This is a genomic window from Flavobacterium sp. KACC 22761 (assembly GCF_034058155.1).
Taxonomy (GTDB): domain Bacteria; phylum Bacteroidota; class Bacteroidia; order Flavobacteriales; family Flavobacteriaceae; genus Flavobacterium.
Genome location: NZ_CP139148.1, coordinates 4,566,982 through 4,582,943, shown reverse-complemented (window position 1 = coordinate 4,582,943; position 15,962 = coordinate 4,566,982). Strand labels below are relative to the sequence as shown.

The following is a 15,962-nucleotide window of genomic DNA, read 5'->3' as shown; positions in this document are numbered from 1 at the left end:
GATCATGAAAAAAATAATAGTATCAATAATCACTTTTTCTCTATTAGCAGTTTCTTGCAGCGATTTTATTGAAAAAGAAGAAAGAGGAACACAAACCTTAGAAAATTATTTTCAAACAGCACAAGAGTGCGAAAATTATACCAATGAATTAACACGCAGATTGTTGATTCCGAATGATTGGTGGACTTTAGTTGCGCCAAGAGTTACCAACGAAATGTCTACAGATGATGCTTGGATGGGTAACACAGGACAGGACAGCGGCGCGCACAGACCTTGTTCGCAATACATCATCACACCAGATAATATGGGTGATATGAACAGTATTTATACAGCACATTATTATACAATTCAGTCGGCAAATATTGGTTTGGAAAAAATGGCTTTATCTCCACTTACGGAGTCACAGAAAAATCAATATATGGGGGAATCTCTTTTTGTGAGAGCGTATTGCTATTATGAATTGGTGAACCTTTTTGGAGATGTTCCTTTGTACACCACTTCTTTAGGAACTGGCGATTTGAAATTGAAGCGTAGCCCAAAAGCAGATGTTTATGCTCAAATTGAAAAAGATTTGAAAGATTCAGCAGCAAAACTAGAAACGATTCCAGTAAACAGAGAAGGAAGAATCAACAAATGGGCTGCTTATGCATTATTGGCGCGTGTAACATTGTTCCAAGAAAAATGGGCAGATGCTAAAACATATTCAAACAAAGTTATTACAGAAGGTCCTTATACACTTGAAGCTGATTTCTTGAATATTTGGAATGTAAACAACCACAACGGTGTAGAGTCAATTCTTGAAGCACAATCTTCATCTGTTCAGGATAAAAGCTTAGGTTCAGCTTTGCCAACTTTATCTGGAGCAAGAGGCGAAGACAAAAAGAATTTCCCAAGCAACGACGCCGCTGACGTTCTTGACGGTTGGGGATGGTGCATGCCAACAAGTGATTTAGAAAATGCTTATTTATCTGAAAACGATGTTATCCGTCGCAGAAGCACAATCACAAAGTGGGGTGAAGCGGCTTACGGAGATGAGGTTTTGAATCCAACACATAAATTCAGCTTAAATGATAATAAATCTGGACGTATTTGCCGTAAATATTATATTCCAATTGCAACGCGTCGTGCATTAGATAAAAAAGATGGACACTTGCCATTAAACATTCCGTTGATTCGTTTAGCTGAAATGTATTTGACAAGAGCAGAAGCCAGTTATCACACTGGCGGAGATGCTTTGGCAGATATCAATATCATCAGAGCGCGTGTAAAACTAGATCCTAAAACAGGACTTTCTGGACCAACTTTATTGAGACAAATCTACAAAGAGCGTCGTTTAGAATTGGCTTTTGAAGGAATGCGTTTGTACGATATCCGTCGTGAAAAAGATCCAACAACGGGAAGACCAGTTATCGAATCTTTAATGGGACCAAACGGAACTTTTGTAAAATATAATTTGAGTTCAACAGATCCTTATGAAACGACAAACTTGAGAGAACCTCAGGATAAAGGAATCAATTTTAATCCTGCGAAAAACTTATTATGGCCAATTCCTCAATTGGAAATTGACTTAAGTGGCGGTTTAATCACTCAAAATCCTGGTTATTAATATGAAATTTGTTAATCAAAACAAAGTAGGCCTGCTATGTGCAGGCTTGCTTTTCGCTAGTTCGCTTTTTGTGGCATGCGATTCTGAAAAATCGGAGAATTCAGGTTCAGAAAATTCGGTTGCCGAATTGAATGTGAATTTAGATATGAATCTTCAGACAATGGAAAGCTTTGGAGCTTCAGATGCTTGGCAAGCTAATTTTATTGGAAAAAATTGGCCTTCTGATAAAAGAAACAAAATAGCCGATTTATTGTTCAGTAAAGAACTTGATGCTGATGGAAATCCAAAAGGAATTGGACTTTCATTGTGGCGTTTTAACCTTGGCGCTGGAAGTACAGAGCAAGGCGACGCAAGTGATATTACCGATGAATGGAGACGTACAGAATGTTTTACGACGGATGGTGTAAGCTATAACATGAATAAACAAGCTGGTCAAGTTTGGTTTATGAAAGCGGCAAGACAGCGTGGTGTTGAAAAATTGTTGGCTTTCGCCAATAGTGCACCGGTTTATTTGACGCAAAACGGAAAAGCGCACGCAAGCATCAAAGAATTTTATAATTTGAAAGATGGGAAAATGCCAGATTTGGCTGATTTCTGGGTAAATTCTTTAGATAAATTAAAAACAGAGCACGGCTTGACAATCGATTATGTGAGTCCGTTTAACGAACCACAATACGAGTGGGACGGTTCTGGTCAAGAAGGTTCGCCAGCTACAAATGCAAATATTTACAGTTTTGTAAATGTTTTATCGCCAAAATTACAATCAAAAGGACTTGCCGCTCAAATCGTAGTTGGTGAAGCTGGAGCTTACGAACCATTATATAAAACAGTTTCTGGAAAAGAAAGCAGATCAAATCAGATTGATTATTTCTTCGCAGCTAATTCGTCTAAGAAAATTACAGGATTAAGCAATGTTAAGAAAACCATCTCTGGACACAGTTACTGGCAAGCTTGGCCATTGAGCGAAATGGTTTCATCAAGACAGCAAGCAGCTTCAAGAATTCAGTCGGTTGGCGGTGTTAGTCTTTGGTCATCAGAATATAGTGTTTTAGAAAGTCCGGGAACATCTGAATTGCCAGGCGGAGCAGGACCAGGAAGAGATTTAGGAATGCCTCTTGCACTTTGGACAGCTCGAATTATCAGTACCGATATTGCTCTTGGAGGCGTAACTTCTTGGCAATGGTGGACAGCAATCAGCCGTGGCGATTACAAAGATGGTTTGGTTCATGTTGACGATGGTGCAAGCAACGGTGCTGGAAATGCTGATTACTGCAAAAATGACGGTTACATCAGAGATTCAAAAACATTATGGGCTTTAGGAAACTTTTCATTTTTCGTAAAACCGGGAATGGTAAGAGTTCAAATTCCAAGTGTTGACAATGCAACTGCTTTGAACGATGTAATGGTAACTGCTTATAAAGATGCAGCTACTAAAAAACTGGTAATCGTTGCCGTAAACATCAGCAAATCGGCGAAAGCCTATAAATTGAATCTTGCAGGTGGAGCTTTGACAGATAATAAATTAACTCCATATACGACTTCTGAAACTTTAAGCTTGAAGAAAGGAACTGCTGTTGATGCGGGGAGTTTAGAAATTCCGGCTAGGTCGATTGTGACTTTTGTTGGAACTTATAAGTAAAGGTTCAAAGGGACAAAGTTACAAAGGGAAATAGGTTTTACCACAATCTTGTCATCCCGAGGAACGAGGGATCTCCGCGAGTAGCTCTACAAAGTAATTCATCAATCTTTGTCGAGCTTCTTACGAAGATTTCTCCTCCGTCGAAATGACAAACTAAATGTTTTAGGTTGTGCATAATTGAAAATAAAAGAATTAAATGAAAAAAGTATACATCTCACTTTTTCTGGTAATGAGTTCGCTGTCATTTGCACAACGAACTGCCCTTATCAGTACGGACAAAGTCGTTCAAACAATGGACGGTTTTGGAGGTTCTGATGCATGGAGAACCCAGTTTGTGGGAAAAAATTGGCCAGAACAAAAAAAGAATGCGATTGCCGATTTGCTTTTCAGCAAAGAGTTTGATGCGCAAGGAAATCCAAAAGGAATTGGGCTTTCAATTTGGAGATTCAATTTGGGAGCTGGAAGTGCTGAACAAGGTGAAAACAGCAAAGTTTCAGACGAGTGGAGAAGAAGCGAATGTTTCTTGAACGCTGACGGAACTTATGATTTTTCAAAACAAGAAGGTCAAAGATGGTTTTTACAAGCCGCTAAAAAACGCAGTGTTGAGAAATTTTTGATTTTTACAAATAGTCCGCCGGTTTTTATGACTAATAACGGACTTTCGTTCGCTTCTCAAAAGAATAAACTGAATCTAAAAGATGGTGCAATTCCAAAATTTGCCGATTTCTTAGTTCAAAGTATTCAAGGATTGGAGAAAAAAGAAGGAATCAAATTCGATTACGTCAGCCCAATAAACGAACCACAATGGGAATGGATGCCAAAACATGGCGACACAAACAGTCAGGAAGGAACTCCGGCAACGAATCAGGAAATTTATGATTTGACCAAATCACTTTCAGAAAAACTGAAAGCTAATAAAATGAACACTGAAATTGTTATAGCCGAGGCCGCTCAAATCGATTATTTATATGAAAATGTAAACAAGGAAAACCGCGATAATCAGATTGAGTATTTCTTTGGAAAAACAAACACTAATGTTTCAAAACTCTCTAACGTAAAAAATGTTATTTTAGGTCACAGTTATTTTACAACTTGGCCGGTTGAAAGACAGGTTTTAAGCAGAAAATTAATTGCAGCAGAAATAAAAAGAAATCCGGGTTTGAAATATTGGCAATCGGAATATTGCATTTTAGAAAATCCAGGAGAAAATGAAATTCCGGGCGGTTCAGGTGGCGGAAGAGATTTAGGAATGCAAACGGCTTTATTTGTGGCACGTTTGATTCATAATGACATTGCTGTTGCAAATGCTGCTTCTTGGCAATGGTGGACATCTATAACTCGTGTTGATTACAAAGATGGCCTGATTTATTTGGATGACGGAAAAAGTAATGGCGGAACAGAGCCAAATTATGTGAGAAACGACGGAGAATTTCACGATTCAAAATTGCTTTGGGCTTTAGGAAATTATTCGCTTTTTGTACGTCCCGGAATGCAAAGAGTTGATGTTCCAAATCAAAATGAATTGGATGCAGCAAATGATGTTATGCTGACAGCATACAAAGATGTTCAAAACAAAAAATTGATTGTAGTTGCGGTAAATTGCGGAAAATCAGCTCAAAAATACAAGTTCGATTTATCAAAAGGAACTTTAAAAAACAATGAGTTTACACCATACATCACTTCTGAAACTTCAAATTTAAAAAGAGCAGAAATTCAGAAAATTGACAATCTAGAAATCCCAGCAAAATCAGTAGTGACGTTTGTGGGGGAATTGCTTTAGTGTTCAGTCACAGTCTCAGTGAACAGTTTATTAGACTGAAAACTGCGACTGCGACTGAGAACTAAGAAAAATGAAACAAAAAAAAATTAACTAAAAATAAAATCATAGTGTTATCTAAAAAGACCTTACTCCCCGTATTACTCTTTTCGTGTTTGTCTGCGAGCAGTCAAGTATCGTTTGGAGATTCAAAAAAAATCAATGACAGCTGGAAGTTCAATCTTCAGGAAACTCCAGATGCAAAAAATACCACTTTTGACGACAGCAAGTGGCAAACCGTAAATGTGCCTCACGATTGGAGCGTAAAAGGACAATTGAGTCCAACTTTGGCAAGTTGTCAAGGTTATTTGCCGGGCGGGATTGCTTGGTACAGAAAATCGATTAATATTCCGCAAAGCAAATCGGGTGAGAAAGTGTATTTGTATTTTGAAGGAGTTTACAACAGAAGCGAGGTTTTCATCAACGGACATTCGTTAGGAAAACGTCCAAACGGTTATATTTCGTTTGCTTATGATGCAACAGAATTTGTAAAATTCGGCGGAGAAAATACTATTTCGGTTCGTGTTGACCACAGTCAAAGTGCCGATTCAAGATGGTACACCGGTTCAGGGATTTACAGAAATGTTTGGGTAGTGTATGCAAATCCGGTTCATATTGCGCAATGGGGCGTTTATGCGTATCCAGAAGTAAAAAAAGGAGCTGGAACTTTGAATGTTGAGGTTGATGTAGAGAATGGCTCTGCTACAAAATCATCTTTGACAGTTGTAAACGAATTGTTTTCAAAAGACGGAAAATCAGTTGCAAAAGCTTCTTCAAAAATTGATGTTGCGGCAAAGCAAAGCGGAAAGATTTCGGCAAAAATAAATGTCAAAAATCCGCAATTATGGGATTTAGAAAATCCGAATTTATATGAGCTTAAAACCACAGTTTTAAAAGACGGAAAAGAAATTGACAAAACAGTAACGAAAACTGGTTTTAGAAACTTCACATTCGATCCAAATAATGGTTTTGCGCTTAACGGAAAATGGATGAAAATGAAAGGTGTTTGTTTGCACCATGACGCAGGAGTTTTAGGATCAGCAGTTCCTAGAGAAGTTTGGAAAACGAGATTGAAAACCTTGAAAGAAATTGGCGTAAATGCTATCCGTACAAGTCATAATCCGCAAGCACCAGATTTCTATGAACTATGCGATGAGTTAGGTTTATTGGTTTTAAACGAAGCTTATGACGAATGGGAATTCCCAAAACGTAAATGGTTAGAAGGATGGAATTACGGAACTCCAGGTTTTGAAGGTTCATTTGACATTTTTGCTGATTATGCAGAAAAAGACCTTGAAGATTTTGTGCGTCGAGATAGAAATCATCTTTCCGTTTTCGCATGGAGTATAGGAAATGAGGTTGATTACCCGAATGATCCCTATTCACACCCAGTTTTAGATAAAGGAAAAGACGGTTTTGGACAAGCGGCTTATGGAGGTTATAAGCCAGATGCACCAGATGCAATGCGTCTTGGAGTGATTGCAAAACGTTTGGTTGCAGCAGTGAAAAAATATGACAAATCGCGTCCTACAACAGCTGGTTTAGCAGGAGTTGCAATGTCGAATGAAACAGAATATCCGGGAGCTTTGGATATTACAGGTTACAATTATACAGAAAGCAAATATTTAACCGATCATAAAAAATACCCAAACCGAGTAATCTACGGAAGTGAAAATGTTCACGACATGGATCCTTGGTTGGCGGTTAAAAACAACAAACATATTTTCGGACAGTTCTTGTGGACAGGAATTGATTATCTAGGAGAATCTGGAAGATGGCCTTCAAGAGGATTTTATTCTGGTTTAGTTGATTTTGCTGGAGTTATCAAACCAAGAGGTTATTTCCGTCAGTCATTATGGTCAGATAAACCGATGGCTTATTTAGGAACTTATCCGTTAGTAAATGATAAAGACGTTTCTAAAGATGCTTGGGCAATTTGGAATTATGAAGCTGGACAAAAAATCCGTGTAGTTTGCTATACAAATGCTGCAAAAGCACGTTTAGAATTAAACGGAAAAGTCGTTGGTGAAACTAAAGCATACGACGAAAAAACAGGAATTATTTATTGGGATATTCCATTTGCTTCAGGAAAGTTAGAAGCAATTGGTTTAGATGCAAATGATAAAGAAGTGAGCCGTTATGCAATCAATTCAACACAACAGCCAGTAGAATTGACAATTGCTGAAAAAGATATTACAATCAGCAAGGATAAAGGTGTCGCTAAAATAATGGTTCAGGTTAAAGATCAAAACGGACTTCCGGTGATGCTTTCAGATAATGAAGTGACGTGCAAAATCAGCGGACCGGGAACTTTATTAGGACTTGAAGCTGGAAACAACAGCGACATGACAGATTATACAGACAATGTTCAAAGAGTTTTTCACGGTCACATTGCGGCTTATGTTCAGGCAACTGGAGAAGCACAGCCAATCAAAGTTACTTTTACAAGTCAATGGTTAAAGCCTGTTGAAGTGACAATTAACGTGAAATAAAGCATTTTCTAAGTTAGAAAATATTAATTAGTTATTTTAAATTTTCAATTAACCTGTCTGTATTTTTGGTTTACAGGCAGGTTAATTGCTTTTTGCGAATAAAGTTTATTATATTTGAAGTGTAAATTTTACATTTATTAACATCTAACCATATTATAATGAAAATTAAGAATAAAATTGCTCTGGTTTTAGGAGTTGTTTTTGTATCAATTTGTGCCAATGCTCAAAATAAAACATTTACTAAAGAAGAGTTCAAGCAATGGGCGCAAACTCCGCCAATGGGCTGGAACAGCTGGGATTGTTACGGACCAACTGTTGAAGAACACGAAGTAAAAGCAAATGCCGATTATATGGCAAAAGAACTTAAAAAATATGGATGGGAATATGTAGTGGTTGATATCAGATGGTTTGTTGAAAATGACAAAGCAGGAGGCTACAACCAGACAGATCCACGTTATGTGATGGATAAATTTGGAAGATATTTGCCAGCAGTCAACAGATTTCCTTCTGCAAAAGATGGTCAAGGTTTTAAGCCTTTGGCCGATTATATTCACAAAAAAGGATTGAAATTCGGAATTCATATTATGCGTGGTGTTCCTAAAAAAGCGGTTGAAGAAAAAATGCCAATTAGAGGGACAAATGGAATTACAGCTGATCAAATCTATTCAACAGCTTTGCAATGCGAATGGTTGAGAGACAATTATACTGTCGTGGCCGATAAACCGGGAGCGCAAGAATATTACAATTCTATTTTCGAATTGTATGCTCAATGGGGCGTTGATTTTATCAAAATTGACGATTTGTCAAGACCTTATCACGAAGGCGAAATCAACTTGATCAGAAATGCCATCGATAAATGCGGACGTAAAATTGTCTTAAGTACTTCTCCGGGAGAAACACCAATTGCTGCAGCGCCGCACGTAAGCTCACATGCAAATATGTGGAGGATGGTGGACGACGTTTGGGATACTTGGCCACACATTACACATTTGATGGATGTGGCTCAAAAATGGTATCCGTACATTGCGCCGGGAACTTGGCCAGATTGCGATATGATTCCGCTAGGACGTATTTCAGTGCGTGGTGAACGTGGCGAAGATCGTATGACGCGTTTGACAAAAGACGAACAATATACTTTAATTACGTTTTTCAATATTTTTAAATCGCCATTATTTTTTGGAGGAGATTTGCCAAGCAATGACGCTTTCACATTATCATTATTAACCAATAAAGATGTAGTGAAAATGCATAACGAAAGCACGGCAGTAAAACAGCTTTTCCAAAAAGACGGAAAAATTGCTGTAACTTCAAAAAATGCAAAAGATGGTAGTGTTTATTTGGCTTTGTTTAATGTTTCAGATAAAAATTCAGAGAAAATTTCAGTAAATCTTGCTGATCTTGGGCTTTCTGGTTCAGTTGAAGTTATAAATATGTGGACAGGTGAAAAATCTAAATTATCTTCGAAAGAAATCAGTGCCGTTTTAAAAGCGCACGCTTCTGTTTTGTATCAATTAAAAGGTAAAAAATAATGATGCGATTTTTAAAAAATAGTCTTTTAGCACTTGCACTGCTTTTTTCAATCCTTTTTATATTGTCGGGATTTGGTGTAAAACCAATGGACGAAAAGCCAGATAAAGTCTATTTATTTGCCTATTCAACTTTAAAAAACAACGGCAAAAACGGACTTCATTTTGCTTGGAGCACTGATCAGAAAAACTGGTTTTCAATTGGTCCAGAATATAGTTTTCTAAAATCAGATTTTGGAAGCTGGGGACCAACTGGAAAAAGCATGTCAGAGCCTTTTCTAGTTCGAGACAATGCAGGGATTTTTCACTGTTTTTGGAGTGTGAAAGACAATGTTTTTGCACATTCAGAGAGCAAAGATTTAGTGAATTGGAGAAGACAAAATTACATTCAGGGAATGAAGAATTTTGTCGGAAAAGGCGAAGATAAATCGGTTATTCTGAATGTTCAAGTTGAACAAAAAGACGGTCAATATTTGGTTCACTTTAGCGAAAGCGGAAAAAATTATGTCAGTGCCACAAAAGATTTTAAAAATTACAGTCCATCAGTAATTGACGCGAATTCTTCTTTAAAATTAAGAAATGAAATTACAATTCAAGGCGAAGCCATTCAAGGAAGCTTATTTTATGTCGATTGGAGTTTGGTTGACAATATGATTCGAAATATGGAATCGGCTAAATTCAGAGACAAACAAGATAGTTCTACTCCAAAGAGCGACAGTTTGCTTTTTACGGGTTTAAAGTCTGTAAAAGCTCAGATTTCAATAAATGGTCAGCAATCAAAAAAAATCAGCAATATGCTGACGGGTGTTTTCTTTGAAGATATTAATTATGCTGCTGATGGAGGTTTGTACGGCGAACTGATCCAGAATCGCGATTTTGAATATGCACTTCACGACAAAAAAGAAAGAGACGAAAAATGGAATGCAACAATGGCTTGGAGTGGCGATTTTAAAATTGCTAAAGAAAATCCAATTCATCCAAACAATCCAAATTATGCTGTGATTTCAAAAGGAATTATCAGTAATTCTGGTTTTGACGGGATCGCTTTGAAAGCGAATGAAAAATATGATTTCAGTGTTTTTGCAAAAGGCTCAAAAGCGATTGTTCGTTTGAAATCGGCAAGTGGAGAAACTTTGGCGGAAGCTGCATTTGCTCCATCAAATTCTTGGAAGAAATTAAATGCAGTTTTAAAATCATCTAAAACGGTTAAAGATGCGCATTTAGAAATCAGTACAAATGGAGAAACTGCCATTGATATGGTTTCTCTTTTTCCACAAAAAACATTCAAAAACCGCAAAAACGGACTTCGTTTGGATCTTGCCGAAGCGATTGCAGATATGCATCCAAAATTCATGAGATTTCCAGGTGGGTGCGTAGCACACGGAGACGGGCTACACAATATTTACAAATGGAAAAATACAATCGGTCCACTTGAAAGTCGAATTCCGATGCGAAACATTTGGGGCTATCATCAATCGATGGGATTGGGTTATTTTGAATATTTTCAGTTTTGCGAAGATTTAGGAGCAGAGGCTGTTCCGGTTTTGGCGGCTGGCGTTCCGTGTCAAAATTCATCTGACGGTGGTTCAGGACAGCAATTCGGAATTCCGATGGAAGATATGGATGAATACGTTCAGGATGTTTTAGATTTAATCGAATATGCCAATGGAAGTGTGAATACCGTTTGGGGTAAAAAACGTGCTGAAGCAGGTCATTCAAAACCTTTCAACTTAAAATATATCGGTATTGGAAATGAAGATTTGATAAGCGATGTTTTTGAAGAACGTTATCGAATGATTGTTAAAGCGGTTCAGCAAAAATATCCTGAGATTATGATTATAGGTACAGTTGGACCATTTTTTGAAGGAACAGATTACAGGGAAGGTTGGAAAATTGCTGATGATTTGAAATTGCCTCTTGTAGACGAACATTATTATCAATCTCCAGGCTGGTTTATTAACAATCAAAATTTTTATGATAGTTACGATCGTTCAAAATCTAAAGTATATCTTGGCGAATATGCATCATGGGGAAATAAGTTTTATAATGCTCTAGCCGAGGCATTGTATCTTACAGGCGTTGAAAGAAATGGAGATGTCGTTTCAATGGCTTCTTATGCTCCCTTATTGGCAAAAGAAAAGCATACACAATGGAATCCAGATTTGATTTATTTCAACAATGATGAAGTAAAACCAACAGTAAACTATTTTGTACAAAAGCTTTACGGACAAAATCCAGGAAACCAATATATTGAAAGTACTACGAAATTGTCAGATGCAAATCCTGAAGTAAACAAACGTATTGGCGTTTCTGTTGTAAAAGACAATGCCTCTGGAGATTTGATTATCAAATTAGTCAATGTGCTTCCAGTTGCGGTAACGCCATCAATTGAAGTCTCAAATTTTTCTCTGCTAGAAAATGCTGATTATGCTTTATTATCTGGCGCTCCAGAAAATACTTCGGCAAGACCGGTTTCACAGAAAATCACGATTAAAGAAGCTTTTTCAAAAGAATTGCCTCCCTATTCATTTGTAGTTATACGCGCCAAAACAAAATAAACCGAAAAAAAAAATGAAAAAATTAAAATTTAGCCTTGTTGCACTAACCTTATTTTTTAGTGTTTTACAAGCTCAGAATAATCAAAAAGGAACACCGCCAGTTATTGCTGAAAAGGATTTAACAGCTTATTTATTCGTTTATTTCACAGGAAATAAAGTCGAAGAAGAAGCAGTTCGTTACGCCGTAAGTGCTGACGGTTATCATTATTATCATTTAAACGACAACAAACCTGTTTTAGACAGTAAAATAATCAGTTCAACCGGAGGAGTCCGTGATCCGCATATCTTGCGTGGTGACGACGGAAAGACTTTTTATATGGTTTTGACGGATATGACTTCCTCAAAAGGCTGGGATAGCAACCGTGCCATGATTTTATTAAAAAGCACCGATTTGGTAAACTGGAAAAGCAGTGTTGTCAATATTCAGACAACTTTCCCTGGAAATGAGAATCTAAAACGCGTTTGGGCGCCTCAAACAATTTTTGATGCAAAAGCTGGAAAATATCTAATTTATTTCAGTCTTCAATATGCAGGAGGCCCGGATAAAATTTATTACGCTTATGCGAATAAGGATTTTACAGCCTTAGAAAGCGAACCAAAATTATTGTTTGTTCCAAAATCAGAAAGAGCTTGCATCGATGGTGATATTATTGAAAAAGATGGCGTTTACCATCTTTTTTATAAAACCGAAGGCGGAAAAGCAGGAATAAAGGTTGCTACAACTATCGATTTAACTTCTGGAAAATGGATAGAAAATGATAATTATCTGCAACAAACAAACGACGGAGTTGAAGGCTCAAGTGTTTTCAAACTAAATAATTCGGATGATTATATTTTGATGTATGATGTTTATACAAAAGGAAGATATCAGTTTACAAAAAGCAAAGATTTAGAAAACTTCACGGTTATTGATAATGACATTTCAATGGATTTTAATCCGCGCCACGGAACCATTTTGCCAATTACGCATTCTGAATTGAAACGTTTGAATGCAAAATGGGGAACGCCAGAAAAATTTCCAAAAGTAAATAATAATCCAGTTTTAGAAGGTTATTATGCCGATCCAGAAATACTGTATTCAAACAAAACCAAAAAGTATTACATCTACCCAACAAGTGATGGATTTGACGGTTGGTCAGGATATTATTTCAAAACTTTTTCATCTGATAATTTGACGGATTGGAAAGATGAAGGAGTTATCATCGATCTTAAAAAAGATGTGACTTGGGCTAACAGAAATGCTTGGGCGCCTTGTATTGTAGAGAAAAAAATAAAAGGAAAATACAAGTATTTCTATTATTTCACGGCGGCTCAGAAAATTGGAGTTGCTTCATCAGATAATCCAACTGGTCCATTTACAGACAGTGGAAAAGCACTAGTGAGTTCAAAACCTGAAGGTATAAAGGGAGGTCAAGAAATTGATCCAGATGTTTTCACCGATCCAAAATCAGGAAAAAGTTATTTGTACTGGGGCAACGGTTATATGGCTGTAGCCGAATTGAATGATGATATGATTTCGCTTAAAGAAGGAAGTACAAAAGTGATTAAAGTAGATAAAACTTTCCGTGAAGGAACGTATATATTTTACAGAAAAGGAACTTATTACTTTTTATGGAGTGAAGATGATACCAGAAGTCCAAATTATAAAGTAAGATACGGAACTTCAAAATCGCCACTTGGACCAATTGAGATTCCGCAAAACAATATTGTAATTCAAGGAATTCCAGATCAGGGAATTTATGCAACAGGACATAATTCGGTTTTGCAAATTCCAAATAAAGATGAATGGTATATTACGTATCATAGATTCTCTTATCCAACCGGAATTAAAATGGGCGACGCTGGAGGTTTTCACCGCGAAGTTTGCATGGATAAATTAGAATTTAATGCAGATGGAAGCATCAAACAAGTTGTTCCAACGCATAGTGGAGTAAATGCTTTGAAAAAATAATATTTTATTAGTGTATTTTAAATAAAAAAGCTGTTTCTAAATTTTATAGAAACAGCTTTTTTCATAATATAAAATTAGCCTTACGCCGTCTGATCATCAGTCTCAGCGTCTGGAGCATTTTTCTTTACAGATTCGATTCCGTTTTCTCTCGAAGCAACGCTTTCATACATTTCGCTTGTTCCAATGATTTGCCCGTTGCTTGCTTTTAGGTTGAAATACGGTTTTCCGTTGCTTGATTCTTTTCTGTCAAAACGACCATCGTCTTGCGAGTTTGTTTTTACAGACTCAATTCCGTTTGTGCAGGCCGCTTTAGTTGTATACCCTTCACTCGCTAAAATAGTCTGGCCATTTCCAGCTTTTAAATTAAATTGAAACTCTCCGTTGGTTCTTTTAATAATTACAAATTTTCCCATGTAGCTTTTTATTAAGGTTAGGTAATATTTTTTTGCTAATTATAAAAATACAAAACTTACTTAAACAAATGATGTTGTAAGAAAAAATAATTGTTTCCAGATTGTTAAGCAAATACCGAATATTTTAAACTTAAGCAATTTTACTGCTCGTAAGTTTATATTATTTTTTAATTTTAGACTTTAAAAAAATCATCAGTGGTTTGTTTTGCTGTTGAAAAATATTTTATGAAGGAAATCAGCGAAATTTTAAAAGCGTATTCAGAAGCAAAATCAGGAGAGAAAAAAACAGCTTTGGCAACGGTTGTCAAAGTAGAAGGTTCATCATACCGTCAACCGGGTGCGCGTATGCTTGTTACCGAAGACGGCATATTGACCGGAGCTATCAGCGGAGGTTGTCTGGAAGGTGATGCACTCCGAAAAGCACTTCTTTCCATCAATCAAAAGCAAAACAAATTAGTTACTTATAATACCAGCAATGAAGACGATGCCGAGATTGGACTTCAATTGGGATGCAATGGAATCGTGCATATTTTGTTTGAGTATATTGATTATGAATTGGAAAATAACCCAATTCAGCTTTTGAGCCAATTAAAGGCAGAAAGAAAAGAAGCGGTAATTATTACGATTTTTTCGTTAAACAAAAGAGCAAACCAAATAGGAACGAGTTTGTTTTTTAGAAAAGACAGTCCCGTTTTGCATCACCATAATAATGCATTAAATTTAATTTCAGAAGCAAAAGAAGTGCTTTTGACCAAAATGACTTCGGTAAAAAAAATACAAGAAAATAGTGAGGACGAAGCTTTGATTGAATACATAAAACCACCAGTTTCGTTAGTAATTGCGGGAGCAGGAAATGATGTACAGCCATTGGTAAAAATGACGACTTTGTTAGGTTGGGAAGTTACCATTGGCGATGGACGAAATGCCCATGCTTCAAAAAAACGTTTTCCATCAGCAAATAAGGTTTCGGTTGTAAAATCGGAAGATTTTTTAGAAAATATAAACATAGACGATCAGACTTATTTTGTTTTGATGACGCACAATTATAAATACGATTTAGCAGTTTTAAGATTACTATTAAATACAGACTGTCGTTATATTGGAATCCTCGGGCCAAAATCAAAACTGAATCGAATGCTCGATGATCTTCAAATGGAAGGAATTTCAGTTACTGAAGAACAGTTGCAGAGAATTCATAGTCCGGTTGGACTCGATATTGGAGCCGAAACTTCAGAAGAAATTGCATTGTCGATTGTTGCCGAAATCAAGGCTTTTGCATCAGGAAAAACAGGAACTTCTTTAAAATATAAGTTGGGAAAAATTCACGACGAAATTCATTATGGAGCATAAAGCGCAATATAAAACTGGCATTATAATTTTGGCTGCTGGAAATTCTTCAAGATTGGGCCAGCCAAAACAGCTTTTAGGCTATAAAGATTCAACGCTTTTAAAAAATACGATTGCAGAGGCTTCTTTAGTTTCAGACGTAAAAATTATTGTTGTTACAGGCGCTAACAATCAATTGATTGAAGAAGAACTCGATCCGTCAAGAATAAAAATAAGTTTTAATCCAGATTGGGAGTCCGGAATGTCATCATCGATTATAAACGGACTTAAGAAATTATTGACTTTATATCCTGATTATGAAAATTGCATTTTTGCAGTGTGCGATCAGCCTTATGTTTCGAGTTTGATTTTTGAACATTTAATTGAAGAACATCATAAAACCGGAAAAGGAATAGTAGCTTCAGCCTATTCAGAAACATTGGGAACTCCAGTTCTTTTCAAGAAAAAGTATTTCAATGAATTATTGGAATTAAAAGGACAAGAAGGCGCAAAAAAAATAATCAGTAAATTTTCAGATGATGTGGTTTCAGTGTCATTTGAAAAAGGAAATATTGATATCGATACAGAAGACGATTACAATAAATTGATGTCTGAGTTTTGATTTTTTTCTCGCA

Annotated in this window: 10 protein-coding genes; 9 read left to right on the top strand and 1 reads right to left on the bottom strand. The window is 36.5% G+C overall.

All coding sequences use genetic code 11. The features are described 5' to 3' along the window. Positions 1–4: 4 nt before the first annotated feature. The 7 genes from SCB73_RS19395 to SCB73_RS19365 all read left to right on the top strand — a co-directional run bounded on the left by SCB73_RS19395 (position 5) and on the right by SCB73_RS19365 (position 13,588). Positions 5–1,606 (top strand): RagB/SusD family nutrient uptake outer membrane protein, encoded by a 1,602-nt coding sequence (locus SCB73_RS19395; protein WP_320567829.1) that lies wholly within the window; start codon positions 5–7, stop codon positions 1,604–1,606. Position 1,607: 1 nt separating this feature from the next. Next, positions 1,608–3,245 (top strand): glycoside hydrolase, encoded by a 1,638-nt coding sequence (locus SCB73_RS19390; RefSeq protein ID WP_320567828.1) that lies wholly within the window; start codon positions 1,608–1,610, stop codon positions 3,243–3,245. A 196-nt stretch (positions 3,246–3,441) separates the two neighbouring features. After that, a complete protein-coding gene (locus SCB73_RS19385; RefSeq protein ID WP_320567827.1) occupies positions 3,442–5,025 on the top strand; it encodes a glycoside hydrolase in 1,584 nt (527 codons plus the stop codon). A 152-nt stretch (positions 5,026–5,177) separates the two neighbouring features. Beyond that, positions 5,178–7,553 carry a glycoside hydrolase family 2 TIM barrel-domain containing protein gene (locus tag SCB73_RS19380; protein ID WP_320567826.1) on the top strand — a complete coding sequence of 792 codons (2,376 nt, stop codon included), beginning with the start codon at positions 5,178–5,180 and terminating at the stop codon, positions 7,551–7,553. Positions 7,554–7,711: 158 nt separating this feature from the next. Next, entirely contained in the window at positions 7,712–9,082 is a 1,371-nt protein-coding gene (locus tag SCB73_RS19375; protein ID WP_320567825.1) for a glycoside hydrolase family 27 protein, read from the top strand. 86 nt (positions 9,083–9,168) lie between these two features. Beyond that, entirely contained in the window at positions 9,169–11,637 is a 2,469-nt protein-coding gene (locus tag SCB73_RS19370; protein ID WP_320567824.1) for an alpha-L-arabinofuranosidase C-terminal domain-containing protein, read from the top strand. A 13-nt stretch (positions 11,638–11,650) separates the two neighbouring features. Beyond that, positions 11,651–13,588: a glycoside hydrolase family 43 protein gene (locus SCB73_RS19365; protein ID WP_320567823.1), complete on the top strand. Its 1,938-nt coding sequence runs from the start codon at positions 11,651–11,653 to the stop codon at positions 13,586–13,588. 80 nt (positions 13,589–13,668) lie between these two features. Here SCB73_RS19365 and SCB73_RS19360 read toward each other — a convergent pair whose 3' ends face one another. Beyond that, positions 13,669–14,001: a YegP family protein gene (locus SCB73_RS19360; RefSeq protein ID WP_320567822.1), complete on the bottom strand. Its 333-nt coding sequence runs from the start codon at positions 13,999–14,001 to the stop codon at positions 13,669–13,671. A gap of 225 nt (positions 14,002–14,226) precedes the next feature. On the opposite strand from SCB73_RS19360, the gene SCB73_RS19355 reads away from it, so the two are divergent. Beyond that, complete coding sequence (locus tag SCB73_RS19355; RefSeq protein ID WP_320567821.1) at positions 14,227–15,351, top strand: XdhC family protein; 1,125 nt, start codon at positions 14,227–14,229, stop codon at positions 15,349–15,351. Continuing rightward, positions 15,341–15,949, top strand: coding sequence for a nucleotidyltransferase family protein (locus SCB73_RS19350; RefSeq protein WP_320567820.1), 609 nt, complete (start codon positions 15,341–15,343; stop codon positions 15,947–15,949). The genes SCB73_RS19355 and SCB73_RS19350 overlap by 11 nt, the downstream gene beginning before the upstream one ends. The last annotated feature ends 13 nt before the right edge of the window (positions 15,950–15,962 follow it).

Bases quoted from the DNA above. Each gene is read 5' to 3' on its own strand.
- SCB73_RS19375 (WP_320567825.1), top strand. From the start codon at position 7,712: ATGAAAATTAAGAATAAAATTGCTCTGGTTTTAGGAGTTGTTTTTGTA.
- SCB73_RS19385 (WP_320567827.1), top strand. From the start codon at position 3,442: ATGAAAAAAGTATACATCTCACTTTTTCTGGTAATGAGTTCGCTGTCA.
- SCB73_RS19365 (WP_320567823.1), top strand. From the start codon at position 11,651: ATGAAAAAATTAAAATTTAGCCTTGTTGCACTAACCTTATTTTTTAGT.
- SCB73_RS19360 (WP_320567822.1), bottom strand. From the start codon at position 14,001: ATGGGAAAATTTGTAATTATTAAAAGAACCAACGGAGAGTTTCAATTT.
- SCB73_RS19355 (WP_320567821.1), top strand. From the start codon at position 14,227: ATGAAGGAAATCAGCGAAATTTTAAAAGCGTATTCAGAAGCAAAATCA.
- SCB73_RS19395 (WP_320567829.1), top strand. From the start codon at position 5: ATGAAAAAAATAATAGTATCAATAATCACTTTTTCTCTATTAGCAGTT.
- SCB73_RS19350 (WP_320567820.1), top strand. From the start codon at position 15,341: ATGGAGCATAAAGCGCAATATAAAACTGGCATTATAATTTTGGCTGCT.
- SCB73_RS19370 (WP_320567824.1), top strand. From the start codon at position 9,169: ATGGACGAAAAGCCAGATAAAGTCTATTTATTTGCCTATTCAACTTTA.
- SCB73_RS19390 (WP_320567828.1), top strand. From the start codon at position 1,608: ATGAAATTTGTTAATCAAAACAAAGTAGGCCTGCTATGTGCAGGCTTG.